Genomic DNA, 25,225 nt, shown 5'->3' on the forward strand with positions numbered 1-25,225 from the left:
AAGCATGAACATTGTTATCTAGTTTTGAGAGAACATTCTCTCCATCAGGTTTGGTGGCGATAGCGAAGAGGTCACACCCGTTCCCATACCGAACACGGAAGTTAAGCTCTTCAGCGCCGATGGTAGTTGGGGGTCTCCCCCTGTGAGAGTAGGACGCCGCCAAGCTTTTCGAAGGATCAGTTCCATACGGAACTGGTCTTTTTTGTTTTTTAAAAAGGAACAAACACTCGATCTGACATGGATACATATACTAAACTACCATCTAAAACATTCTTAATTTTGTATACAATTGAAAGCGTTAGGGCATACTGAAGCTATAAGTGGAGGTGTCACAATGAGCAAAAAAGAGCGAGAAGCGACTTGTTTGATTTGTGAAGAGAAAAAGACAAAAGGAATTTATTTATATCATCAGTTTTTGTGCAGAGACTGTGAGCGAAAGTTAATTTCTACATCGACCTCGGATCCTAGCTATGCCGATTATGTGAGAAAACTTAAAAATCTTCATACACCGCCTTTGTATTCTTAGACCATTAGATGGTCTTTTTTTATGAGCTATGAAGGATTGGGCTAGTTTTTGGGAACTTAGTTTGGACATCACCCGTAATTCATAATAAGATAAACAGAGAGCCTGATTATTCATAGGAGTCGATAAACATGAAATCAATCTTTTATACATTTATATGGGCCATCCTCTCTACTTTTTTCTCGCTTGTGATTTTAACCGTCAGTATTGGGGTTTTTCATCATCATGCTGGATTATCGATACTGTACGCGATGATTGGGTGGGGTGTGATGTTTGCAGGGAGCAGATGGGTTACTTTTCAATTGTTTTTAAAGAAACACGGACTGTCTCGTAGTGATTATGTATATATCAAACAGCATCTAAAAGAAGCAGGGCAAAAACTTGTGCGTTTAAAGAAAGCTTTATTTGCTGTGAAAAACGTACAAACGATTAAATCTAATTATGAAGTTCTTCGGCTTGCACGACGAATCTATACGATAACAAAAAAAGAGCCAAACCGATTTTATGATGCACAGCGTTTTTATTTCGAAAGCTTAGATTCTGTCGTTGAATTAACTGAGAAATATGCACTTTTGTATAATCAGCCTAATCGTAGTCATGAGCTGGAGATGACATTAAGCCAAACCCGGGTGACATTGACAGAGCTGCAAAAGCAATTGACGAATGATTTGCAGCAAGTTCTAGGAAGAGACATAGAAGCCCTTCATATTGAGCTTGAAGTAGCAGATAAAATGATGAAGAAATAGATGAAAGGAGTCACACTCGATGAAACCAGAAGATCACGTCATACCATCAACTGCCTCCACTACAGATCTTCAGTTTCGGGTGTTTGATACCTTATCTGATGAGGAGAAACAAAAAGCCGTGCAGCGTGCTAAGCAGATTCCTGACAATCCGCAAAAACTTCTTTTCTATGGTACACGTGTGCAGGAACGATTATTGGAACAGTCACAACAGATGATGAAATATGTTGAGAAGAAAGATATCGATCAAATAGGAGATGTGCTTGAAGCCTTTTTGCAGCAGCTGGATGTCGTGGAGCCTGAGGATTTACTGCCAAAGAAGCAGGGCTTTTTTTTGAAATTGTTTCAACGAAATAAGCGATCTACTCAGGAGATCCTATCACGTTTTCAACATGCAAAATCACAGATCGAGAGATTGTCAGCAAGGCTTCGTTATGCAAGAGGTGTATTAATCTCGGATCATATGTTATTAGAGCGTTTATTTGAAGAAAATCAAACTTATTTTCAAGAGATGACGATGCAGGTTGCGGCGGTTGAAGCGAAGATGACCACTTTAGAGCAGAAAGAAACGCAGCATTCTGGTCATCAGACGATAGAAGAGCAATTGATGAGTCAAGAGGTCAATGAAGATGAGTATGTGGAGAGGCTTAAGGAACGAAAGTATGATCTTTTGTTAAGCCGGCAAATTGCTTTGCAATGTAATGCTCAAATTCGGATGATCCAGCATACGAATCATACATTGGCGAATCACATTCAATCAACTGTTTCCGCATCTATTCCTCTATGGATCAACCAAATGTCGATTGCGTTAACGCATATTCAGCAGCGAGCCAATTCAGCTCTTGAGAAACGAATCCAAAAAACATATGAAAATGTATCGAAGCAGCAGGGGCAGATTCTTGAAGAGGCATCTTTAGCCCCTATAGATAAGTTAAAAATGGTTCAACGTCAATTAGCTGAAACATTACAGGAAACGTTACAGGTGAAGGAGCATGGAAGCCAAGAGCGGGCTCAATTGAAAAGCAGTATGTATGAAGCAGAGCAGCAGCTGGCAAATCAACCAATAAAGGAATGAGAATCCATCTTTCAGTTCACTTGTTTGAACGTTATAATAGACTTAAGATATCGTTAAAGTGAAAAGGGTCGATTTGTTTGAGAACACCTTTATATACAGCATTAGTACAGCATGCAGAAAAGAAACCTTATTCTTTTCACGTTCCAGGACATCACAATGGAGATGTCTTTTTTGATGAGGCACGTTCTTACTATGCTTCAATCCTTCAGCTGGACGTGACGGAGCTTGAAGGTCTAGATGATCTCCATCACCCGACTGGTGTGATTCAAGAGGCAGAGGATTTATTGGCAAAGCTTTATGGTTCAGATCAAAGCTTTTTCCTTGTGAATGGTACAACAGTCGGAAATCTGGCGATGGTGATGGCATCATGCCGCACGGGAGATGAGATTTTAGTCCAAAGAAATTGCCATAAGTCTGTCTTTCATGCGATTGAGCTTGCAGGAGCAACGCCTATTTTGATAGAAGCAGAAATAGACAAACATTTGCACGTTCCAACACATGTGACGGATGAAACAGTCAAAAAAGCCATAGCAAGACATCCTAATTGTCGGGCAATCGTTTTGACTTATCCGAATTACTACGGACATGCAGCTGATTTATCGAAGCTGATTCACATGTGCCATGAAGCAGGTATGATTGTTTTGGTTGATGAGGCACATGGTGCGCATTTTGTATTAGGCGGTGCCTTTCCTCCATCTGCTCTTTCCTATGGAGCGGACGTGGTGGTACAATCAGCACATAAAACTCTCCCGGCCATGACGATGGGTTCCTATCTTCATCTTCAAGGGGATCGAATCGATGCGAAGCGTTTGAAAACATTGCTCACAATGCTTCAAAGTAGCTCACCGTCTTATCCAATTATGGCCTCATTAGATGTAGCAAGAGCTTATGTCGAGGAGATGAAGGAAAAAGGGACATTACGTGGAATCATGGAAGAGCTGACAGAGGTGAAAGATCAGTTCAACTGCCTGACTCATCTTGAAGTGTTTGAACCTGACTCGCTACATTCCGACCCTTTAAAATGCGTCATTCGATCAACAAAAGGACTGACTGGTTACGAACTAAAGCAGGTGCTTGAATCAGTGGATGTTCATCCAGAGCTTGCGGACGAACATCAGGTTTTACTTGTACTTAGCTTAGAACAGGGGAAGAACGTTCCTTTCAAGCGGATCGAGCAGGCCCTTCAGCAAAGTGATTCATTGCTCAAAGGAAAAAATCAGTTTCAAAATGAGATGATCCCTATTGAGACTGATGAGAAAAATCAAGACATAGAAGCTGTCCCGTTTGAACAAGCAGCAGGTAGGTTGAGTGCGGAATCGATTATTCCCTATCCACCTGGGATTCCTTTGATGATTAAGGGAGAACGTATTGAATTAGAACAAATTGAGGCGTTAAGCCGTTTGCTTGGTCACAAGGTTCATGTGCAAGCAAGTCAGGTGATTCATCAGAGAAAATTATATGTTTATATAGAAGAGGAGACACTATGAGTGGTATGTTTATTACGTTTGAAGGGCCAGAGGGTGCCGGAAAAACGACAGTGATTCAAAAAGTGTACGAAGAAATGGAACGCCAAGGATATGCAGTCATGGCGACACGAGAGCCGGGCGGCATTGAGATTGCTGAACAGATTCGTGAAGTCATTTTAAATGAAAAGAACACAAAGATGGATGCGAAAACAGAGGCATTGCTGTATGCTGCAGCAAGAAGGCAGCATCTTGCTGAAAAGGTAGAACCGGCATTGCAGCGCGGGAAGATTGTTTTATGTGATCGTTTTGTCGATAGCTCCCTTGCTTATCAAGGCTATGCGAGAGGGCTTGGAATGGAAGAAGTAAAATCAATTAACGACTTTGCTATTAATGGCACGATGCCGCAAATGACTGTTTACTTTTCCATTACACCTGAGGAAGGGCTAAAGCGGATTGACGCCAATCAAGGAAGGGAAAAGAATCGATTAGACATGGAGACGCTGAATTTCCACCAGCTGGTCAGAGAGGGCTATGAACTGCTTATTGCACAATCACCAGAACGATTTCGTATAGTGGATGCGTCTCAGCCGATGCAGGACGTCTATGAAGAAGTACTTCAATTGATTCAGGACACATTAAAGAAAAATCAAATATGACCTCATTCCCAATCGTTGTTATAATATAGAGGAAGACATCGGCATGTCACCTGTGCCTAAAACAAAGGAGGCCAATCAAATGAAATTAATTGTTGCCGTTGTACAGGACCAAGATAGTAGCAAGTTGTTAAAAATATTGACTGAACATCATTTCGGCGTAACAAAATTAGCTTCAACTGGTGGGTTTTTAAAGTCTGGGAATACGACTTTTATCATTGGTTGTGATGATGCCCGAGTGGATAAAGCATTACAGCTTATAAAAGAAAATTGCCGTAAACGTGATCAAATGATTGCACCTGTATCTCCAATGGGTGGTAATGCAGATTCATACGTACCATACCCTGTTGAGGTTGAAGTTGGTGGAGCTACTGTCTTTATTCTGCCAGTTGAACAATTTCATCAATTTTAAGGATGGGTTGCTGTGAAAATTAATCAAGATATGCGGCTGCTTTTAGAAAAACGTGAACTTCAAGCCATTAAAGGAAGCCAAACATCTGGGTCTTTTAAAGCTTCGATGGAAACGCAAAGCGGCAAAATGCGCTTAGAGCAGCTCACGGTTATGCTGAGTGATATCGAAGTGTTCGGTAAAAAGCTGACAAAGTCACGAAACCTAAAGGACTTGGCCAGGTTTAAAGGACTGGTGAAGCGCTTTGTGAAAGAGACAGTCGATAATGGATTAAATATAGAAACATCAAGAAGCTTTGACATTTATGGCAACACGCGTACACTCGCTTTAGTCAAAGCAATAGATGAAAAGCTGGTTGAATTAACAGAGGATATGATGAATCAAGAGAAACCATCTCTTGATTTGCTCGAACGAATTGGAGAAATAAAAGGTTTATTGATTAACCTTTACACATAGAGAGTGATAACATGGCTATTAGCTGGGATGACATGAATGATTTGCAGCCGCGCGTCATGCGGCTGATTTTTAATAGTATTGATAAAGACCGACTTGCGCATGCCTACTTATTTGAAGGAAAAAAGGGAACAGGAAAGCTGGATGCTGCGATGCTTTTGGCGAAGAGCTTTTTTTGCTTGGAAGCAGGAGTGAAACCATGTGAATCCTGTCAAAACTGCAAAAGGATTGAATCAGGAAACCATCCTGACTTACATCTCGTGCAACCTGATGGTCAATCAATTAAGAAAGCACAAGTGCAGGCATTGCAGGAGGAGTTTACAAAGGCCGGTGTGGAATCTCACCGAAAAATGTATATCATTCTTCATGCGGACAAAATGACAGTCAATGCCGCGAACAGTTTATTGAAGTTCCTAGAGGAGCCTAACCGGGAAACGATGGCAATTTTAATCACTGAGCAATCGCATAAAATGCTGGATACAATTATTTCAAGATGTCAGATGCTTAGCTTTCAGCCGCTGCAGCCACAATCCTTGGAGCAACAGCTATTACAAGAGGGCGTATCTCAGCATCTGGCCAGGCTTTTGTCGAATTTAACGAATAATTTAGCAGAAGCACTCGAATTAAGTCGAAATGATCAGTTTGCAGAGTCTAGAGCGAAAGTGATAAAATTGTATGAAGTCTTACACCAGCGAAAAGAACATGCATTTTTTTATATACAAGATCAATGGATGCCTTTTTTCAAAGAGAAAGACCTTCAAGAAACAGGTCTGGATATGCTTTTATTTATATATCGTGATGTATTGTCGATTCAAATAGGAAATGAAGATAAAGTCATTTATCAAGACTTATTCCAGACAATGAAGCAGCATGCGCTGCATTCCACACAGCAGATGGTGACGAACCAGATCCTTGCTGTATTAGAAGCGAAAAAGAGACTTCAATCCAACGTGAATGCCCAAGGGCTGATGGAGCAATTGGTGTTGATGTTGCAGGAGGGATAAGCTTGTACAACGTAATTGGTGTTCGCTTTAAAAAAGCGGGCAAAATCTATTATTTCGATCCTAATGGATTTCATATAGAAAATGATAGTTGTGTGATTGTAGAGACAGTCAGAGGGGTGGAGTACGGACAGGTGGTCATCGCCAATAAAAAGGTAGATGAACACGATGTGGTTCTTCCTCTGCGTAAGGTCATTCGTGTAGCAGACGAACGAGACCGTCTCATCGTTGAGGAAAACAAAGAAGCAGCGATGACAGCCTTTGATACATGTCTTCAGAAGGTAAGTGAACACGGTCTAGAAATGAAGCTGGTCGATGTTGAATTTACATTTGACCGCAACAAGGTCATCTTCTACTTCACAGCAGATGGAAGAGTAGATTTCCGCGAGCTAGTCAAGGATCTTGCATCAATCTTCAAGACGAGAATTGAACTTCGTCAGATTGGTGTAAGAGACGAGGCAAAAATGTTGGGCGGTATAGGTCCTTGCGGGCGAATGCTTTGCTGTTCGACATTTTTAGGAGACTTTGAACCAGTGTCCATTAAGATGGCAAAAGATCAAAACTTGTCGCTAAATCCTACAAAAATTTCAGGGCTTTGTGGCCGTTTGATGTGCTGCCTGAAATATGAGAATGATGAGTATGAAACGGCAAAAGAGCAATTACCCGATATCGGTGAAACAATTCAGACGTCTAATGGCTCTGCAAAGGTAGTAGGGCTCAACATTTTAGAACGAATTTTGCAAGTTGAATTAACCGGGCAAGAAAAAGTGATAGAATATACTTGGGAAGAATTATTACAAGAAGGCGTTGTATCTGCACAAACAACTGAGTAACGAGGTGTGCCACCTTGGATAAAAAGGAACTATTTGATACGGTGATCAATTTAGAAGAACAAATCGGTTCTCTTTATCGCCAGTTAGGTGATTTGAAAAATCATATCGGTGAAGTGATTGAAGAAAATCATCAGCTGCAGATGGAGAATCAGCACTTGCGTGAACGTCTCGATCAGTCTGATCGGGACAAATCGTCTGAAGCAGAGAATGATTCTGCTCAGAAGCTAAGTCATTCTGATATAGGAGAAGGTCATGATAACCTGGCTCGGTTATATCAGGAGGGCTTCCATATTTGTAATGTACATTATGGAAGCATTCGTAAAGAGGGAGACTGTTTGTTCTGTCTGTCATTTTTAAATAAAAAATGAGAAAAGGCTTCCGCTGAATCGGAAGCCTTTTTCACAGGAAAAGAAAGGATACATCATGGTTTCGTTAAGAGAAGATGAACGTTTAGATTACTTGCTGGCCGAAGATATGAAGATTATTCAAAGTAAAACGGTGTTCGCTTTTTCATTGGATGCTGTGTTATTAGCAAAATTTGCGTATGTGCCCATCCAAAAAGGAGAGATCATTGATCTTTGTACGGGAAATGGCATCGTGCCCTTGCTTCTTTCGACTCGATCTAAGGCTTCTATTACAGGAGTCGAAATTCAAGAGCGGCTGTTTGATATGGCAAAAAGAAGTGTGGCGTATAATCAACTTGAACAGCAGATTGAATTGATTCATGGTGATTTAAATGAAATGCCGGCACGCTATGGCAACCACAAAGTAGATGTTATCACATGTAATCCGCCATATTTTAAGACGCCTTCTAAAGAAGAAATCAATGAAAATGAATATTTGGCGATCGCTCGGCATGAAATCCATTGTACATTAGAAGATGTCATTCGTGTCTCTTCCACGCTGCTGAAGCAAGGAGGAAAACTAGCGATGGTTCATCGACCGGGACGGCTGCTTGAGATTGTTGAATTGATGAAGAAATACCGAATTGAGCCAAAACGAATTCAATTTGTTTATCCGAAACAGGGGAAAGAAGCCAATACCATCCTAGTTGAAGGTATAAAAGATGGAAAACCAGATCTGAAAATTCTCCCGCCGCTTTTTGTTTATGGAGATGATCAAGAGTATACAAAAGAAATCAGGACGATACTGTATGGAGAAGCATAATCATTACTTCTATGTATTGAAATGTGCAGATGGCAGCTTGTATGCAGGTTATACTAATGATTTACAAAAAAGACTGTCGACCCATAATAATGGAAAAGGCGCAAAGTATACGAGAGCGAGACGGCCGGTTGAGCTGTATTATCATGAATGTTTTTCAACTAAAACGGAAGCCATGCAGCAAGAATATCGTTTCAAAACATGGACACGAAAAAAGAAAGACCTTTATATAGAAGCAATGCGAATGGAAGAAAAAAAGGAGGCGGCACATGAAAACACAGAAAAGCTTTGATGGTCAATCAGACATGGGGGTTCTTTATCTCGTCCCAACCCCAATTGGCAACTTAGAAGATATGACGTTCCGGGCAATCCAAACATTAAAAGATGTAGACTATATTGCCGCAGAAGATACAAGGCAAACGAAAAAACTTTGTCATGTCTATGAAATTGATACGCCGTTAACGAGTTATCACGAGCATAACAAAGACAGCAGCGGCCACAAGTTAATTGAATGGTTAAAAGAAGGCAAAAACATCGCACTTGTGAGTGATGCCGGTTTACCTACGATCTCAGATCCAGGTGCTGAAGTGGTTCGAGACTTTACTAGCATCGGCGGCTATGTCATTCCGTTACCCGGAGCGAATGCTGCACTAACAGCCCTCATTGCATCTGGCATTACACCTCAGCCATTTTTCTTTTATGGTTTTCTTGACCGGCAAAAAAAAGAAAAGAAAAAACAACTCGAAGCGTTGAAAAAGCGGCAAGAAACAATCATTTTCTATGAAGCACCTCATCGGTTAAAAGAAACGCTGACTTTGATGAAGGAAGTGTGGGGCAACCGGAATATCGCCATTACAAGAGAGCTGACGAAAAAATTTGAAGAGTTTATTCGTGGAGATTTAGAATATGTGCTGACATGGTCGGCAGAAAACCAAATTCGTGGTGAATTCTGTCTTGTCGTACAAGGAAATGATCAAGAGGAAGAAGAGTTAAATGAAGAAGCTTGGTGGAAGTCCTTATCTGAAAAAGAACACGTGATCCATTACATAGAGGAAGGATTAACGTCAAAGGAAGCCATTAAACGTACAGCAGTCGAACGTGGTGTACCAAAGCGCACCATATATGATGCGTACCATATTGAACAATAAAGAAAGGTTCTTGCAAACGGTGCAAGAACCTTTTTTATATCAACTTATTTTTGTGATTGAAGTTGGTTTTGGATTTCGTTAATGATTTGCTCTGCACCTTCACGGCTAAGAACTAATTTACCATTAGCAAGTTTAAGGTTATCGTCTGATACTTCACCTGTAACTTGGCAAGTCATGTTTGGTTTATATTTTTTTAGGATAATTTTTTCATCATCAACATAAATTTCCAAAGCGTCTTTTTCAGCGATTCCTAGAGTACGGCGAAGTTCGATTGGAATCACCACGCGTCCTAATTCGTCAACTTTACGTACAATACCTGTAGATTTCATCTTCATTCTCCTCCCAAAAAGTTCTTATTCTTAATATAATATTATCTTCGTCATTATTCGACAAATTCCTTACATTCCTAGCATAACAAGGTTTCCATAAATCGTCAATCATTTTGTTTACTATTGTTTGTAAAATATGACTCTTAAAGTCAAAAGACCTTAAAACTACTGGTGTATAAGGATTTTCATAGCTTTTTCTATGAAAATATGAGAAATGACGACTTCAGATTAACAAGACTTTTGCCCTAAATTAGCCAATTGTAAATTTGGAAATAGATTTCATACGACAATATTCGACAAAATGTCGACGGGTTTGTCGTTTTTTTCGAAAAACTCATCTTTTTCGATCATTTCATCTTCTTCTATGTATATATGCTTGATCTTAAAGGCTAAGATGGTATCATAGAGAAAGCACAAGTGCAAAATTTAATGAATTGATCTAACACATTTTCATGTAATGATGATAACCGCTCTCGTCCATTGGGCGGGAGTTTTTGACATTTACACACACGCAGGAGGTTCCGACATGCCAGAAAAGAAAAAAACGTTTTATCTGACTACACCTATTTACTATCCGAGCGGAAAATTACATATTGGACATGCTTATACGACAGTAGCAGGGGATGCTATGGCTCGTTATAAACGTCTTCAAGGCTATGATGTGATGTATTTAACGGGTACAGATGAGCACGGACAAAAAATTCAGCAAAAAGCTGAAGAACAAAACATTACACCAATCGAGTATCTAGATCCGGTCGTAGCAGACATTCAATCATTATGGAAGAAACTCGACATTACGAATGATGATTTCATCCGTACAACAGAAAAAAGACATACGAAAATCATTGAGCAAGTCTTTCAAAAACTGCTTGATCAAGGCGATATTTATTTAGATCAATATGAAGGCTGGTACAGTATTCCGGATGAGACATTCTATACAGAAACACAGCTTGTGGATGTTGAGCGGAATGAAAAAGGAGAAGTCACTGGCGGAAAAAGCCCTGACAGCGGACATCCTGTTGAATTAATTAAAGAGGAATCATATTTCTTCCGTATGAGTAAGTATGCGGATCGTTTACTAGACTATTACGAAAAGAATCCAACGTTCATCCAGCCTGAATCAAGAAAAAATGAAATGATCAATAACTTCATTAAACCGGGTTTAGAGGATTTGGCTGTATCAAGAACAACCTTTGACTGGGGAATTAAAGTTCCTAACAATCCAAAACACGTTATCTATGTGTGGATTGATGCATTATTCAACTATTTAACTGCGATTGGCTACGGAACTGATCAGGATGAAAAATACAAAAAATATTGGCCAGCTAACGTGCATCTCGTAGGGAAAGAAATCGTTCGTTTCCATACGATTTATTGGCCAATTATGCTGATGGCACTTGATCTGCCTCTGCCGAAGCAAATTTTTGCACACGGCTGGCTGCTGATGAAAGATGGCAAGATGTCTAAATCAAAAGGAAACGTGGTAGATCCGGTCACATTAATTGACCGCTATGGCCTTGATGCCCTTCGTTATTATCTCCTTCGTGAAGTACCATTTGGTGCGGATGGTGTGTTTACACCAGAAGGATTCGTGGAACGTGTAAACTATGACCTTGCCAATGATTTAGGTAACTTACTTAACCGTACAGTCGCGATGGTGCAAAAATATTTTGACGGTACATTAAGCAGCTATAAGGGGCCTGTTAATGAGTTTGATGAGGAGCTTAAAGCGGTAGCTGAACAAACTGTCAAAGCCTATGAAGAAGCGATGGAAAACCTTGAATTCTCGGTGGCTCTTTCAAATGTTTGGACATTAATCAGCAGAACCAATAAATATATTGATCAGACAGCTCCATGGGTGCTGGCAAAGGATGAAACGAAACGAAAAGAGCTGCATTCTGTCATGTATCATTTAGCAGAATCACTGCGCATCACAGCAGTGCTCTTAACGCCTTTCCTAACGAAAACACCGGAGAAAATTTTCTTCCAGCTTGGCATTGCTGAAGAGAAGCTCAAAAGCTGGGATAGTATCCTATCTTTCGGTGCGATTCAACAAACGACGGTACAAAAAGGAGAGCCTTTGTTCCCGCGTTTAGAGGTTGAAGAAGAAGTAGCTTATATTAAAGAGAAAATGCAGGGAAGTGCACCAAAGGTAGAAGAAGAGAAAGTAGAAATAGAAGAAACGGAATTACCTGAGCTGGGAGCAGAAATTGCATTTGATGATTTTTCAAAAGTTGATCTTCGAGTAGCACAGGTATTGGAAGCAGCTCCAGTGAAAAAAGCAGATCGTCTCTTAAAACTTCAGCTTGATTTTGGTTTTGAAAAAAGACAAATTGTTTCAGGGATTGCCAAGCATTATCAACCTGAGGAATTAGTAGGGAAAAAGCTCGTTTGCGTAGCGAATCTCACACCAGTCAAGCTTAGAGGGGAAATTTCCCAGGGAATGATTTTGACAGGAGAAACTGGCGGGAAATTGCAGGTTCTTGAAGTAGATCAATCTCTTGCAAATGGAACAAAAATTTTATAATTCAACAAAGGTGTTCCACGTGTAACATTTCGTCGAACACCTTTTGTTTTTTATAAAAGAATTGTCGAAAGGAGCAATCAATGATGTTATTTGATACTCATGCCCACTTAAATGCGGAGCAATATAAAGAAGACTTAGAGCAGGTAATCGAAAGAGCAAAGAGTGAAAAAGTCGAAAAAATTGTGGTGGTAGGTTTTGACCGCCCGACAATTACGAGAGCAATGGAATTAATTGAAGAGTATGATTTCATATATGCAGCCATTGGCTGGCATCCAGTCGATGCCATTGATATGACAGATGAGGATTTGCTATGGATCAAAGAATTATCACAACATGAAAAAGTAGTTGCGATCGGAGAAATGGGTCTGGATTACTACTGGGATAAGTCGCCAAAAGATGTGCAAAAGGAAGTCTTTAGACGTCAAATTGCTCTTGCAAAGGAAGTGAATCTTCCAATCATTATTCATAATCGTGACGCAACGGAGGATGTTGTGACCATCTTACAGGAAGAGGGAGCAGCTGATGTTGGAGGAATTATGCACTGCTTTACTGGTAGCCTTGAAATCGCAAAAGCGTGTATGCAGATGAACTTTTATATTTCATTCGGTGGACCCGTAACATTTAAAAATGCCAAAAAACCGAAGGAAGTTGTAAAAGACATACCAAGTGATCGGCTTTTAATTGAAACAGACTGTCCATACTTAACGCCAGCGCCATTTAGAGGGAAACGCAACGAGCCAAGTTATGTCAAATATATCGCAGAACAGATTGCGGAGTTGCGAGGAATAAGCTTTGAAGAGCTTGCTGAATTGACCACCAAAAATGCGAAAAAAGTTTTCGGTATAAACTGACAGTATATGATGTCAATCCTTGTTTAAGCTTGTCCAATTGTGAAACATAACGAAAATGTTCTACACGTTTGCGCCTTCTCATAGGATAAGTTGTCGATAAGTCTTTCTTCCCTTCCTTCCATTTATCTCCCATAATAGGTTTACAATCGAGCATTTTTGTACAGTGGGTGGAAGGGTTGACAGGTTTTGAGATACTCTATATAATCTCTCCGAGGAGAAGGAGGCGTTTTTCATCGTACAAAAAATGAAAAATCTGTTTTCTGTTAAGCTAGGAAAAGGCAAGGTTTTATTACTAGTGGTTTGCTTGCTTTTAGCTGGAACTGGGACGGCTTACGGTGCGCATGAGCTCACTAAGCAGTCTATTACCATTTCAATCAATGGTAAAGAGAAGACAATTCGTACACATGAAGAGACAGTAGCACAGCTACTTTCAAACCTTGGAATCAAGACCAGGGCGGAGGATCATATCTCTCCAAGTCTAAATACAAAGATTAAAGACAACATGAACATTGTGTATGATGCGGCTATACCGGTTCATCTGACCCTAGATGGGAAAGAGAAAACGATATGGACAACAGATCAGACGGTTGGAGCATTATTGAAGAATGAGAAGATAGATATTGGGAAGCACGATCAAGTAACTCCAGGAAAGAATGACAAGATTAAAAAGGATATGAATCTTGTGGTTCAGCAGGCCTTCCAGGTCAGTTTAAATGATGGAGGAAAAGATAAAAAAGTGTGGACCACTTCGACTACGGTCGCTGACTTTTTAAAGCAACAAGAGCTGAAGCTCAAGAAGCACGATAAGATCAAGCCTGCGTTACATAGTCAACTGTCTAAAAAAGGCGCAGATATTCAGATCACTCGGGTGGAAAAGGTCACCGATGTAGTGGAAGAGAAAATTGCTTTTGATACCAAACATAAAAAGGATCGTTCTCTTGAAAAAGGAAAAGAGAAGGTGCTTAAAAAAGGTGAAGAAGGTAAATTGAAGAAGCACTATGCCATTGTGAAAGAAAACGGCAAAGTGGTGTCTAAAGAATTGATTAAAGAAGTGACTGAAAAAGATAGCAAGGATCGTTTAGTGGCCATTGGTACACAAGTGTCCAAAAAAGAGCCGAAAGCGACACCTGCCGTTTCAAGAAGCAATGAATCGTCAGGAAAAGAATTTTATGTGGCGTCGACAGCCTATACAGCGAGCTGTGCTGGATGTACGGGCAGAACGTCTACAGGCTTTAATTTAAAAGCAAATCCGGGTGCAAAGGTCATAGCAGTTGATCCGAGTGTCATTCCGCTAGGCTCTAAAGTGTATGTGGAGGGCTATGGATATGCCGTTGCATCAGACACTGGATCTGCTATAAAAGGGAATAAAATTGATGTGTTCGTCCCAAGTAAGTCGGCAGCTTATCAATGGGGAAATAAACGAGTGAAAATTAGAGTGCTCAAATAAACACATCAAATCATTTATATGAACAGAGGGCTTTGCGCACCCTCTGTTTTTTTGGTTATAATAGAACCACTGTTTTCTAATTAATTAGACGCAAAAACGACATGAAAGGTTTCATTTTTTAACCAAAAATTGTTGATTGTTTTTGCAAGCGGAGGAATACATGAAAATCAAAGAAATCATTGTGGTGGAAGGTCGTGATGACACTGCCAGAGTGAAGTTGGCAGTTGATGCAGATACGATCGAAACAAACGGATCAGCAATTGGCGATTCAGTGATTCAACAAGTGCGCCTTGCTCAGGAGACGAGAGGGGTCATTATTTTAACAGATCCTGATTTCCCTGGTGAAAAGATTCGTAAAACCATCGCAGAAGCGGTTCCTGGCTGTAAGCACGCTTTTTTACCAAAACATCTTGCGAAGGCGAAGCGGGACAAAGGAATTGGCGTCGAGCATGCTTCCTTGGACAGTATTCGGGAGTGCCTTTCCCATGTCCATGAGGAAATGGAAGAAACGGAAAGTGACATTACTTTAGATGATTTATTTGACGCAGGCCTTATCGGAGGCGAAGCATCGAAACGCCGCCGTGAACGACTAGGTGTGCTTTTAAATATTGGATATACCAATGCGAAGCAGCTGCAAAAGCGCCTTCACATGTTCCAAATAACCAAACATGATTTTATTGCGGCCTTAAAGACCGTCATGCAGGAGGAAGCCGAATGAATAAAGATATAGCGACACCCGTCAGAACGAAGGAAATATTGAAGAAGTACGGTTTTTCTTTTAAAAAGAGCTTAGGGCAGAACTTTTTAATTGATACAAATATTCTCGATCGTATTGTTGATCATGCAGAGGTTACAGAAGAAACTGGTGTGATTGAGATTGGGCCTGGAATCGGTGCATTGACCGAGCAGCTTGCTAAACGTGCAAAGAAAGTCACTGCTTTTGAAATCGATCAGCGTTTATTGCCCATTTTAAACGATACACTCTCTCCATATGATAATGTCACGATCATTCATCAAGATGTTTTAAAGGCAGATGTGGGGAAGGTGATTGAGGAAAATTTTGCGGACTGTAAAGAAGTGATGGTCGTAGCCAACCTCCCATATTACGTGACGACACCAATTATTATGAAATTGCTTGAAGAAAACCTTCCATTGAAAGGGATTGTCGTCATGCTGCAAAAAGAAGTAGCAGATCGTATGGCGGCTGTCCCTTCATCTAAGGAATATAATTCGCTGTCGATCGCCGTTCAATATTATACGGAAGCGAAAACGGTGATGGTTGTGCCTAAAACGGTTTTTGTTCCACAGCCTAATGTCGATTCGGCTGTCATTAAATTAACCGTTCGTGATACGCCTGCTGTCTCAGTAGAAAATGATGCGTTCTTCTTTCAATTGATCCGTGCGAGCTTTGGTCAGCGCCGAAAAACATTGATGAATAATCTCATGAACAATTTACCTGATGGAAAAAAACATAAAGCGATGATCGAAGAAGCCCTTCTAACAGCAGACATTGATGGCAAGCGCCGCGGAGAGTCATTATCCATTGAGGAATTTGCCCGTTTGTCGAACGTTTTACAAAAAGCCCTATTTTAAGGGCTTTTTTCTTTTGTTTTTCACCACTTCATCCGTTCGGGCATAGGCTAGAAAGAACAGTACACATGAAAAACGAACATAGCGCAAGACGATACCAACAGGATATGAGCCTGATTGTGGAGTGAAAAGCATGCAATTTCAAATAGGAGATATGGTGACAAGGGCATCCTATCAAATGGATATTATGTTTCGAATCATTCGAATTGATGAGACAGATCAGCACGAAGCCACCGCCATATTGCATGGGAATGAAGTGAGGCTGATCGCTGATGCTAAGATGTCAGATCTCGTCATGATTCAGAAAGAAGAACAGCTGACTAGGGAGAAGGACGACGAACGAAAAATCAACGAATCGCTCGACCTGCTAAGACAGGATTATCAACTGCTGCGGGAAAAACAAGAGTATTATACTTCTGGACAATATCAGCATCAGGAGCAGTATTTTCACATGCCTGGAAAGGTCCTTCATTTAGATGGAGATGCTTCATACTTAAAAAAATGCTTAGATGTATATGAGCGTATTGGTGTGCCTGTGTATGGGGTGCATTGTCATGAGAAGAAGATGCCAAGCATGATTGACTCGCTCATTGATCAATATCGTCCTGATATTTTGGTTATCACAGGACATGATGCGTATTCCAAGCAAAAGGGCGGCGTGCATGATATCGGTGCCTATCGCCATTCTCGTCATTTCGTTGAAACGGTTCAAAAAGCAAGACGGAAAATTCCTCATTTAGATCAACTTGTGATCTTTGCGGGAGCCTGTCAATCTCATTTTGAATCATTGATCCAAGCGGGTGCTAATTTTGCAAGCTCGCCTTCCCGTGTGAACATCCATGCGCTTGACCCCGTCTATATCGTTGCGAAGATCAGCTTCACTCCATTTGTAGATCGAATCAACGTGTGGGATGTGCTCCGAAATACATTAACAAGAGAAAAGGGCCTCGGAGGCATCGAGACGAAGGGTGTTTTAAGGGTAGGTATGCCATATAAAAGAGACCATGAATCGACATAACCCGACTGATTTCAGTCTGGTTTTTTTTATGCTCAAAAAGAAATGTCAAAAGGATACATAATTCACCGGAATTTGAGAAAAATAGGGAGGAGAAAAGGTAGAAGTTTGTCAAAAATATTTTGTTGACAATAGCTCGTGTTCGTTGATATAATTTAATTTTTATTTGACAAAAATGGGCTGTTGTTGTATAATTATCTCAGTGAGGTGGATGCAATGGCGAAGACTTTGTCCGACATCAAAAGATCGCTTGATGGTAACTTAGGTAAACGTTTGACGTTAAAGGCTAACGGGGGCCGCCGTAAAACAATTGAGCGTTCGGGCATTTTAGCTGAAACGTACCCTTCTGTATTTGTGATTCAATTAGATCAAGATGAGAATTCGTTTGAAAGAGTTTCTTACAGTTATGCAGATATACTGACTGAGACGGTTGAACTAACGTTCGATGATACCGCTAGCTCAGTCGCCTATTAATGGGCAGTGAACTTCTTGTTTACTGCTTTTTGTTTTGCCTTTTTTTCTGAATGGGAGTCTGTCCATTTTTTGAAAGGGGTAAAAGGATAGATTCGATACAAAATAAGAAAGTCACGAAAGCAGTGGCACTGATTCGAATTCTCGACTAAAGGGGCTGTTTCGTTTGGGTAGACGCCGAGGCATTATGTCAGATGAGTTCAAATACGAGCTGGCGAAGGATCTTGGATTTTATGATACCGTCAAAAATGGAGGCTGGGGAGAAATTCGTGCGCGTGACGCAGGTAATATGGTCAAACGTGCCATTGAATTAGCTCAACAGCATATGGCTCAGGATGAGAATCAACGATAGAAAAACGGTCAGGGATACCTCGGGTGTCTCTGGCTTTTTTTGATGAAAAAGTCAGTGTGCTCGACGTAAAAGCCTATATTCATCAGATCCATCAAATGTGATACAATATTGATACTTATGTTTAGATGGAGAAGTAGGTGAACTGTTTGCGTATTTTAGAAAAAGCACCGGCAAAAATTAATCTCTCACTTGATGTTCATGGAAAAAGACCGGATGGATATCACGAAGTGGAGATGGTGATGACAACAATAGACCTTGCAGATCGACTAGAGCTGACGGAACTGGAGAAGGATGAAATCCGTGTATCATCTCATAATCGATTTGTACCAGATGATCAGCGTAATTTGGCTTATCAGGCGGCTAAATTACTCAAAACAAGGTTCGGTATTCAAAAAGGTGTATCCATTGTCATCACAAAAGTCATTCCAGTCGCAGCAGGTTTAGCTGGGGGCAGCAGTGATGCGGCGGCAGCTCTTCGCGGCTTAAATCGTTTGTGGAAGTTAAACCTCTCGTTAGATGAACTAGCTGAGCTTGGAGCGGAGATCGGCTCAGATGTGTCCTTTTGTGTACATGGAGGCACAGCACTAGCGACAGGACGTGGAGAAAAGCTGAAGCATATTGCGACACCGCCGCATTGCTGGGTGATTTTAGCGAAGCCAGTAATCGGTGTATCTACAGCTGAAGTCTATAGACAATATGACGCAAGCAAAGTAGAACATCCAAATGTACAGCGTATGATTGAAGCGATTGAAGCGAAAGATTATAAAGAGATGTGCGGCTCACTCGGTAACGTTCTAGAGTCTGTGACATTAAAGATGTATCCAGAAGTAGATATGATCAAGAGACAGATGAAGCGTTTCGGTGCTGACGCTGTTTTAATGAGTGGAAGTGGCCCAACAGTATTTGGCTTGATTCAATATGAATCAAAGGTACAAAGAATATATAACGGACTGAGAGGATTTTGTGATCAAGTATACGCTGTCCGCATGATCGGCGAACAAAATGCCCTTGATTAAATCCGTATATTAAGTTATATTATTCATAAATTATTCGGGTTCTGGGGGTAAGTTCATGAAGTTTCGTCGAAGCGGCAGATTGGTGGACTTAACAAATTATTTGTTAACCCACCCGCACGTATTAGTACCGTTAACTTTTTTTGCAGAAAGATATCAATCTGCGAAGTCCTCCATTAGTGAAGACTTAACGATTATCAAACAGACCTTCGAACAGCAGGGAATAGGCACATTGCTTACTGTACCTGGTGCTGCTGGCGGAGTGAAATATATTCCTAAGATTCACCTAAAAGAAGCAGACGACGTAGTAAACGATATCGGAGAGGCTCTATCGACTCCTGAACGTGTACTTCCTGGCGGTTATTTATATTTAACCGATGTTTTAGGTAATCCATCAACCCTTGCGAAAATAGGTAAACTGTTTGCAACGATCTTTGCAGATCGTGCGATTGATGTCGTCATGACCGTTGCGACTAAGGGGATTCCAATTGCCTATTCTGTTGCGGGTTATTTAAATGTGCCTGTTGTGATTGTTAGAAAAGATAATAAGGTAACCGAAGGATCAACTGTAAGTATTAACTACGCGTCAGGTTCGTCTAACAGAATTCAGACCATGTCACTTGCAAAGCGGAGCTTAGATAAAGGATCCAATGTCCTGATCATTGATGACTTTATGAAAGCGGGCGGAACCATTAACGGCATGGTGAATTTGCTAGAGGAATTTAATGCAAATGTTGCAGGGATCGGTGTTCTTTTAGAAGATGAAGGCGTAGATGAACGTCTTGTCGATGAATATGTCTCGTTGTTAAAGCTGTCAACCATTGATATGAAGCAGAAGATCATTGAGATCAATGAAGGCAATTTCCACGAGTTTTTTCATTCGAAAGCTTAAGCTTTTATCAAACATGTAATTGAATGGGAGAGATTGATATGACAAAAGTTGTTCAAACCAAACATGCACCAGCAGCCATTGGACCTTACTCTCAAGGGATTATTGTCAATAACATGTTTTACAGCTCAGGGCAGATTCCATTAACGCCAGCTGGAGATTTTGTAAATGGAGATATTAAAGAACAAACACATCAAGTGTTCCGTAATCTTGAAGCCGTACTTGAAGCAGCAGGTGCTTCTTTTGAAACAGTCGTGAAAGCAACAGTTTTCATAAAAGATATGGAACAATTCGCAGAAGTGAACGAAGTGTATGGCGAGTATTTCCATACACATAAGCCAGCTCGTTCATGTGTGGAAGTAGCAAGACTTCCTAAGGATGCACTTGTAGAAATTGAAGTGATTGCATTAGTGAAGTAAACAGGCAGTCTTAATAAAAGCCGTTTGGTTTCATTATATGCAGGCAAAGACATCATCATGATGTCTTTTTTTCACGAAGTAGTTGTAAGCGCCGTCATGAAAATGACAAATAATGTATAAATATCCCGATATTTCAAAAAAGTTTTAAAAAAGAGCAGGAGAATCACCACAATCGTTGAATACCTAAGTAATGCTTTTATATTGGGAAAAGGTGGTGAACTACTGTGGAAGTTACTGACGTAAGATTACGCCGCGTGAATACCGATGGTCGCATGAGGGCGATTGCATCCATCACGCTGGACCACGAATTTGTTGTTCATGATATTCGTGTGATTGATGGAAACAATGGCTTGTTTGTTGCAATGCCTAGCAAACGCACGCCTGATGGAGAGTTTCGCGATATTGCACATCCAATTAATTCAAGCACTCGGGGTAAAATCCAAGATGCTGTTTTAAATGAGTATCATCGCTTAGGCGAAGAGGAAGAGACAATTGAATATGAAGAAGCTGGAGCTTCTTAAAGATATGTGAACCTAAAAAGACAGCTTTAAGAGAAAATGAATGTTTTCTTTTAAATGCTGTCTTTTTTGCGTTTATCCTCTTGTTTCTTGTATGTTTCATCCATTAGAAAATTAATGCACTTCCTCTTGTATCCTTGAAATCAGTTCATATTTAGGATATATTTTTCTATGGATAATAGGGATATTGGAGGCCAATCAATGGATAAGCGGTTCGCAGTGATTTTAGCAGCGGGAAAAGGAACGAGAATGAAGTCAAAGCTATACAAAGTACTTCATCCAGTTTGCGGAAAACCAATGGTCGAGCATGTGGCAGATGAAGCGTTAAAGCTTTCTTTAGCCAAGCTAGTGACGATTGTCGGTCATGGAGCAGAGGACGTCAAAGAGCAGCTTGGAGACAGAAGTGAGTATGCACTTCAAGCAGAACAGCTGGGAACAGCCCATGCCGTCAAACAAGCAAAGTCGTTCCTTGCGCAGGAAAAGGGAACAACCATTGTCATTTGTGGTGATACACCATTATTGACAGCGGAAACAATGGAAGCCATGTTGAGCGAGCATCAAAAACATCAAGCGAAAGTTACTATTTTAACAGCACATGCGGATGACCCGACGGGTTACGGTCGTATTATTCGTGACGAAACTGGTGCTGTCGTGAAAATTGTGGAGCATAAAGATGCGAATGATGCAGAACGTCAAGTGAATGAAATTAATACAGGGACCTATTGCTTCTCAAATGAAGATCTCTTCCGTGTGATTGAGCAAGTGTCCAATGAAAATGCACAAGGCGAATACTACTTGCCAGACGTCATTGAAATTTTAAAGAATGAAGGGCAAACAGTTGCAGCGTATCAAACACCGCATTTTGAGGAAACACTTGGAGTCAATGATCGTATCGCTCTATCACAAGCAGAGCAATTCATGAAGCGACGTATTAATCATCAGCATATGAAGAATGGTGTGACCTTGATTGATCCTGAGAACACGTATATTTCACCAGATGCTGTTATCGGTGAAGATACAGTCATTTATCCTGGGACGGTCATCAAAGGGAATGTAAAAATCGGTGCAGACGCTACTATTGGGCCAAACACTGAAATTGTTGACAGCATCATCGGAGATCGCACAGTGATTAAGCAATCTGTCGTCTGCGATAGTGAGGTTGGAGTTGATGTGACAATTGGGCCTTTTGCTCATATTCGCCCGCTGTCGAAAATTGGCGATGAAGTGAAGATCGGGAATTTTGTCGAAATCAAGAAGACGATTTTCGGTGACCGCAGCAAGGCATCTCATCTAAGCTACATTGGAGATGCAGAAGTCGGAACGGATGTAAACCTTGGCTGTGGGTCCATTACAGTCAACTATGATGGGAAGAATAAATTCTTAACGAAGATTGAGGACGGCGCTTTTATTGGCTGTAATTCAAATCTCGTGGCACCAGTCACTGTCGGAAAAGGGGCATATGTTGCAGCCGGCTCAACGGTTACAGAAGATGTACCGCAGGATGCATTGTCTATTGCTAGAGCAAGACAAGTCAACAAAGAAGATTATGTGAAAAATATTCATAAAAAATAATCCAAATACCCGGAGGTTTACCATGTCTAATCGTTATGCTGATGCGAATTTAAAGATATTCTCTTTGAATTCAAACCCTGAACTTGCTAAAGAAATTGCCGATCGTATCGGAGTCGATGTAGGAAAGAGCTCTGTTAAACGCTTTAGTGACGGTGAAGTCCAAATCAATATTGAAGAAAGTATCCGCGGCTGTGATTGTTATGTCATTCAATCAACGAGTGCACCAGTCAATGAGCACATTATGGAACTGCTCATTATGGTAGATGCACTAAAACGCGCTTCTGCGAAAACTGTCAATATCGTGATCCCTTATTACGGATATGCACGTCAAGATCGTAAGGCAAAACCTCGTGAGCCAATCACTGCGAAGCTTTTTGCAAACTTGCTTGAAACAGCAGGTGCTACACGTGTCATTGCACTTGATCTTCATGCGCCGCAAATCCAAGGTTTCTTTGATATTCCAATCGATAACTTAATGGCTGTGCCAATCTTAACAAACTATTTCGAACAGAAAAACTTGAATGATATCGTCGTTGTGTCTCCTGACCACGGTGGGGTAACACGTGCGCGTAAAATGGCAGATCGTCTGAAAGCACCAATCGCCATTATCGACAAACGTCGTCCGAAGCCAAACGTTGCTGAAGTGATGAATATCATTGGTAACATTGAAGGTAAAACAGCGATTCTCATCGATGATATTATTGATACAGCTGGTACCATTACACTTGCTGCAAACGCACTTGTCGAAAATGGAGCGGCTGAAGTATATGCGTGCTGTACTCACCCAGTATTGTCTGGACCAGCAGTAGAACGTATCACAAACTCTAAAATCAAAGAATTAGTTGTGACAAACAGTATTCGCTTAACAGATGACAAGAAAGTTGAAAAATTCATTCCACTTTCAGTTGGGCCTTTGCTTGCAGAAGCCATCATCCGTGTACATGAAGAAGAATCTGTGAGCTATCTTTTCAGCTAATTTTTCTGATCAAAAAAGGGCCCTAGGCATTTGCTTAGGGTCTTTTTGGTGTCATCATTCAGAGCAAATAGGTTTAAAATGATTCGGTTATGGGTAATGATGAGAGTAGTGACAAAAAAGAAATAGGATGGTGCTGAATATGGCAACTTTAAAAGCAAATAAAAGAACTGATTTCAAACGTTCCACACTGCAAAAAATCCGTCATTCAGGACACGTTCCTGGTGTCATATACGGAAAAAATACAGACAACTTGGCCGTCTCTCTAGACAGCATCGATTTATTGAAAACCTTACGTGATGAAGGAAAAAATACAATCATCACATTAGACGTAAGCGGTGAAACAAAATCCGTGATGGTCACAGAATTACAAACAGATCCGCTGAAAAATGAGCTTGTCCATGCAGATTTCCAAGTAGTTGACTTACAGCGTGAAATTGAAGCAGATGTACCTGTACAGCTGATTGGTGAATCTAAAGGGGTAAAAGATGGCGGTGTGCTTCAGCAGCCACTATTTGAGCTATCCATTACAGCGAAACCAAAAGATATCCCGCAGCATATTGAAGCAGATATTACAAACTTAGAAGTGAATGATGTCTTAACAGTGGCTGATTTATCTGTTCAGTCATCGTATCAAGTGAATAACGATCCAGATGAAGTCGTTGCATCCATTCTTCCGCCTCAGCAATCAGAGGTCCCTGAGCCAGATAGTGAAGAGGAACCACAAGAACCTGAGGCTATTAAAGAAAAGGATGACGATGGAGAATAACTGGTCATTTAGAGACGTAACCCTCCCGCGGTTGCGTCTTTTGTGCTAGAATGAAAAGAATTCATACGTTTTTACATGAGGCAATTATATTGGCTCATTTTTTAGGCGTGTGCTTTGTGACAAAGGAGGTTATTGGTTTCATGATTGCATTCGTTGGATTAGGTAATCCAGGAAAAGAATATGAGAAAACAAGACATAATGTCGGGTTTATGACCATAGATGAGTTATCGAAAAAATGGGACATCCCTTTAAATCAATCAAAATTCCACGGACAATTTGGAACGGGGTTTGTTTCAGGGCAAAAGGTTCTACTTGTAAAGCCGCTTACATATATGAACTTATCGGGAGAATGCGTGCGTCCACTAATGGATTACTATGATATTCCCCTTGAACATTTGAAAGTCATCTATGATGATCTTGATTTGCCAACTGGCCGAATTCGTTTGCGTACAAAAGGGAGTGCAGGCGGACATAATGGAATCAAGTCGTTGATTCAGCATTTAGGGTCACCTGAGTTTGACCGATTCCGTATCGGGATTGGACGTCCTCAAAATGGCATGAAGGTCGTCGATTACGTGCTAGGACGCTTTTCTGAAGAGGAACAGCCTGACATTGCATCAGCTATTCAGGCGTCTGTCGAGGCTTGTGAGGCCGCTTTAACAAAGCCGTTTTTAGAAGTGATGAATGATTTTAACAAGAAGGTATAAGAATGATAAGCAAAGCACATACTGATCATAAAATCTCAGCATGGGAGGATCACGTATGGCTTTGCATTATTACTGCCGGCACTGTGGTGTAAAGGTTGGCAGTCTAGATGAATCTGCTGTTCAAAGTGAAGCACTTGGATTTCATCACTTAACAAATGAAGAAAGAAACGATATGATTTCTTATAAGGAAAATGGTGATTTACATGTACAAACCATTTGTGAGGATTGCCAAGAGGCGCTCGAAAGAAATCCTGATTACCATCAGTATCATACTTTTATTCAATAAAAAGCTTTGGTGTAGATAATAGACCAAAG

The 25,225-nt window shown here is 40.7% G+C and carries 31 protein-coding genes and 1 rRNA gene; 31 read left to right on the forward strand and 1 reads right to left on the reverse strand.

Annotated features, from left to right (window positions below):
• Positions 1 to 49 precede the first annotated feature (49 nt).
• The 14 genes from rrf (at position 50) to rsmI (ending at position 9,468) form a co-directional block, all read left to right on the forward strand.
• Positions 50 to 165, forward strand: a 5S ribosomal RNA gene (gene rrf, locus C5695_RS00185).
• 169 nt (positions 166 to 334) lie between these two features.
• On the forward strand, positions 335 to 526 hold the full coding sequence (locus C5695_RS00190; RefSeq protein ID WP_117728137.1) for a sigma factor G inhibitor Gin: 192 nt from the start codon (positions 335 to 337) through the stop codon (positions 524 to 526).
• Between the two features lie 128 nt (positions 527 to 654).
• Positions 655 to 1,269, forward strand: a complete 615-nt coding sequence (locus tag C5695_RS00195) for a 5-bromo-4-chloroindolyl phosphate hydrolysis family protein (protein WP_117728139.1) — start codon at positions 655 to 657, stop codon at positions 1,267 to 1,269.
• A 19-nt stretch (positions 1,270 to 1,288) separates the two neighbouring features.
• A complete protein-coding gene (locus C5695_RS00200; protein WP_117728142.1) occupies positions 1,289 to 2,341 on the forward strand; it encodes a toxic anion resistance protein in 1,053 nt (350 codons plus the stop codon).
• A gap of 77 nt (positions 2,342 to 2,418) precedes the next feature.
• Positions 2,419 to 3,828: an aminotransferase class I/II-fold pyridoxal phosphate-dependent enzyme gene (locus C5695_RS00205; RefSeq protein WP_117728144.1), complete on the forward strand. Its 1,410-nt coding sequence runs from the start codon at positions 2,419 to 2,421 to the stop codon at positions 3,826 to 3,828.
• The gene (gene tmk, locus C5695_RS00210; RefSeq protein ID WP_117728145.1) at positions 3,825 to 4,463 is read left to right on the forward strand and encodes a dTMP kinase; all 639 of its coding nucleotides are present in this window, start codon (positions 3,825 to 3,827) and stop codon (positions 4,461 to 4,463) included. Before C5695_RS00205 ends, tmk begins: the two co-directional genes overlap by 4 nt.
• Positions 4,464 to 4,542: 79 nt before the next feature.
• A complete protein-coding gene (locus tag C5695_RS00215; protein ID WP_117732951.1) occupies positions 4,543 to 4,872 on the forward strand; it encodes a cyclic-di-AMP receptor in 330 nt (109 codons plus the stop codon).
• 12 nt (positions 4,873 to 4,884) lie between these two features.
• Positions 4,885 to 5,325, forward strand: a complete 441-nt coding sequence (locus C5695_RS00220; RefSeq protein WP_117728147.1) for a YaaR family protein — start codon at positions 4,885 to 4,887, stop codon at positions 5,323 to 5,325.
• 11 nt (positions 5,326 to 5,336) lie between these two features.
• Entirely contained in the window at positions 5,337 to 6,326 is a 990-nt protein-coding gene (holB, locus tag C5695_RS00225; protein ID WP_117728150.1) for a DNA polymerase III subunit delta', read from the forward strand.
• Between the two features lie 2 nt (positions 6,327 to 6,328).
• Positions 6,329 to 7,156: a competence/sporulation regulator complex protein RicT gene (locus C5695_RS00230; protein WP_024425628.1), complete on the forward strand. Its 828-nt coding sequence runs from the start codon at positions 6,329 to 6,331 to the stop codon at positions 7,154 to 7,156.
• A 14-nt stretch (positions 7,157 to 7,170) separates the two neighbouring features.
• Positions 7,171 to 7,524: a DNA replication initiation control protein YabA gene (gene yabA / locus C5695_RS00235; protein ID WP_117728152.1), complete on the forward strand. Its 354-nt coding sequence runs from the start codon at positions 7,171 to 7,173 to the stop codon at positions 7,522 to 7,524.
• A gap of 55 nt (positions 7,525 to 7,579) precedes the next feature.
• Positions 7,580 to 8,323: a tRNA1(Val) (adenine(37)-N6)-methyltransferase gene (locus C5695_RS00240; protein WP_117728154.1), complete on the forward strand. Its 744-nt coding sequence runs from the start codon at positions 7,580 to 7,582 to the stop codon at positions 8,321 to 8,323.
• A complete protein-coding gene (locus C5695_RS00245) occupies positions 8,310 to 8,612 on the forward strand; it encodes a GIY-YIG nuclease family protein (protein WP_117728156.1) in 303 nt (100 codons plus the stop codon). Before C5695_RS00240 ends, C5695_RS00245 begins: the two co-directional genes overlap by 14 nt.
• Positions 8,590 to 9,468, forward strand: a complete 879-nt coding sequence (gene rsmI, locus C5695_RS00250) for a 16S rRNA (cytidine(1402)-2'-O)-methyltransferase (RefSeq protein WP_117728158.1) — start codon at positions 8,590 to 8,592, stop codon at positions 9,466 to 9,468. The genes C5695_RS00245 and rsmI overlap by 23 nt, the downstream gene beginning before the upstream one ends.
• Positions 9,469 to 9,512: 44 nt before the next feature.
• Here rsmI and C5695_RS00255 read toward each other — a convergent pair whose 3' ends face one another.
• Entirely contained in the window at positions 9,513 to 9,803 is a 291-nt protein-coding gene (locus C5695_RS00255) for a transition state genes transcriptional regulator AbrB (protein WP_087975202.1), read from the reverse strand.
• Positions 9,804 to 10,323: 520 nt separating this feature from the next.
• On the opposite strand from C5695_RS00255, the gene metG reads away from it, so the two are divergent.
• The 17 genes from metG (at position 10,324) to C5695_RS00340 (ending at position 25,196) form a co-directional block, all read left to right on the forward strand.
• The gene (gene metG, locus C5695_RS00260; protein WP_117728160.1) at positions 10,324 to 12,324 is read left to right on the forward strand and encodes a methionine--tRNA ligase; all 2,001 of its coding nucleotides are present in this window, start codon (positions 10,324 to 10,326) and stop codon (positions 12,322 to 12,324) included.
• 83 nt (positions 12,325 to 12,407) lie between these two features.
• Positions 12,408 to 13,175: a TatD family hydrolase gene (locus C5695_RS00265; RefSeq protein ID WP_117728162.1), complete on the forward strand. Its 768-nt coding sequence runs from the start codon at positions 12,408 to 12,410 to the stop codon at positions 13,173 to 13,175.
• Positions 13,176 to 13,419: 244 nt separating this feature from the next.
• Positions 13,420 to 14,622 carry a G5 and 3D domain-containing protein gene (locus tag C5695_RS00270; protein WP_117728165.1) on the forward strand — a complete coding sequence of 401 codons (1,203 nt, stop codon included), beginning with the start codon at positions 13,420 to 13,422 and terminating at the stop codon, positions 14,620 to 14,622.
• A gap of 160 nt (positions 14,623 to 14,782) precedes the next feature.
• Complete coding sequence (gene rnmV / locus C5695_RS00275; RefSeq protein WP_117728167.1) at positions 14,783 to 15,340, forward strand: ribonuclease M5; 558 nt, start codon at positions 14,783 to 14,785, stop codon at positions 15,338 to 15,340.
• Complete coding sequence (rsmA, locus tag C5695_RS00280; RefSeq protein WP_117728169.1) at positions 15,337 to 16,215, forward strand: 16S rRNA (adenine(1518)-N(6)/adenine(1519)-N(6))-dimethyltransferase RsmA; 879 nt, start codon at positions 15,337 to 15,339, stop codon at positions 16,213 to 16,215. Before rnmV ends, rsmA begins: the two co-directional genes overlap by 4 nt.
• A gap of 130 nt (positions 16,216 to 16,345) precedes the next feature.
• Positions 16,346 to 17,230: a sporulation peptidase YabG gene (yabG, locus tag C5695_RS00285; protein ID WP_117728171.1), complete on the forward strand. Its 885-nt coding sequence runs from the start codon at positions 16,346 to 16,348 to the stop codon at positions 17,228 to 17,230.
• Between the two features lie 213 nt (positions 17,231 to 17,443).
• Positions 17,444 to 17,701 carry a biofilm formation stimulator Veg gene (gene veg / locus C5695_RS00290; RefSeq protein WP_003217979.1) on the forward strand — a complete coding sequence of 86 codons (258 nt, stop codon included), beginning with the start codon at positions 17,444 to 17,446 and terminating at the stop codon, positions 17,699 to 17,701.
• Between the two features lie 163 nt (positions 17,702 to 17,864).
• Positions 17,865 to 18,050: a small, acid-soluble spore protein, alpha/beta type gene (locus tag C5695_RS00295; RefSeq protein WP_012008653.1), complete on the forward strand. Its 186-nt coding sequence runs from the start codon at positions 17,865 to 17,867 to the stop codon at positions 18,048 to 18,050.
• A 146-nt stretch (positions 18,051 to 18,196) separates the two neighbouring features.
• On the forward strand, positions 18,197 to 19,066 hold the full coding sequence (ispE, locus tag C5695_RS00300) for a 4-(cytidine 5'-diphospho)-2-C-methyl-D-erythritol kinase (protein ID WP_117728174.1): 870 nt from the start codon (positions 18,197 to 18,199) through the stop codon (positions 19,064 to 19,066).
• Positions 19,067 to 19,121: 55 nt separating this feature from the next.
• Positions 19,122 to 19,955, forward strand: coding sequence for a pur operon repressor (gene purR, locus C5695_RS00305; RefSeq protein ID WP_117728177.1), 834 nt, complete (start codon positions 19,122 to 19,124; stop codon positions 19,953 to 19,955).
• Between the two features lie 38 nt (positions 19,956 to 19,993).
• Complete coding sequence (gene ridA / locus C5695_RS00310) at positions 19,994 to 20,371, forward strand: 2-iminobutanoate/2-iminopropanoate deaminase (RefSeq protein WP_106052249.1); 378 nt, start codon at positions 19,994 to 19,996, stop codon at positions 20,369 to 20,371.
• 224 nt (positions 20,372 to 20,595) lie between these two features.
• Complete coding sequence (spoVG, locus tag C5695_RS00315; RefSeq protein ID WP_008357439.1) at positions 20,596 to 20,892, forward strand: septation regulator SpoVG; 297 nt, start codon at positions 20,596 to 20,598, stop codon at positions 20,890 to 20,892.
• 198 nt (positions 20,893 to 21,090) lie between these two features.
• Entirely contained in the window at positions 21,091 to 22,461 is a 1,371-nt protein-coding gene (glmU, locus tag C5695_RS00320) for a bifunctional UDP-N-acetylglucosamine diphosphorylase/glucosamine-1-phosphate N-acetyltransferase GlmU (RefSeq protein ID WP_117728179.1), read from the forward strand.
• A gap of 22 nt (positions 22,462 to 22,483) precedes the next feature.
• Positions 22,484 to 23,437 (forward strand): ribose-phosphate diphosphokinase, encoded by a 954-nt coding sequence (locus C5695_RS00325; RefSeq protein ID WP_117728182.1) that lies wholly within the window; start codon positions 22,484 to 22,486, stop codon positions 23,435 to 23,437.
• Positions 23,438 to 23,576: 139 nt separating this feature from the next.
• Positions 23,577 to 24,203 (forward strand): 50S ribosomal protein L25/general stress protein Ctc, encoded by a 627-nt coding sequence (locus C5695_RS00330; protein ID WP_117728184.1) that lies wholly within the window; start codon positions 23,577 to 23,579, stop codon positions 24,201 to 24,203.
• 140 nt (positions 24,204 to 24,343) lie between these two features.
• On the forward strand, positions 24,344 to 24,910 hold the full coding sequence (gene pth / locus C5695_RS00335) for an aminoacyl-tRNA hydrolase (protein ID WP_012008658.1): 567 nt from the start codon (positions 24,344 to 24,346) through the stop codon (positions 24,908 to 24,910).
• 55 nt (positions 24,911 to 24,965) lie between these two features.
• Positions 24,966 to 25,196: an anti-sigma-F factor Fin gene (locus C5695_RS00340; RefSeq protein ID WP_117728187.1), complete on the forward strand. Its 231-nt coding sequence runs from the start codon at positions 24,966 to 24,968 to the stop codon at positions 25,194 to 25,196.
• The last annotated feature ends 29 nt before the right edge of the window (positions 25,197 to 25,225 follow it).

It is taken from the genome of Bacillus pumilus (assembly GCF_003431975.1).
Lineage (GTDB): Bacteria > Bacillota > Bacilli > Bacillales > Bacillaceae > Bacillus > Bacillus pumilus_N.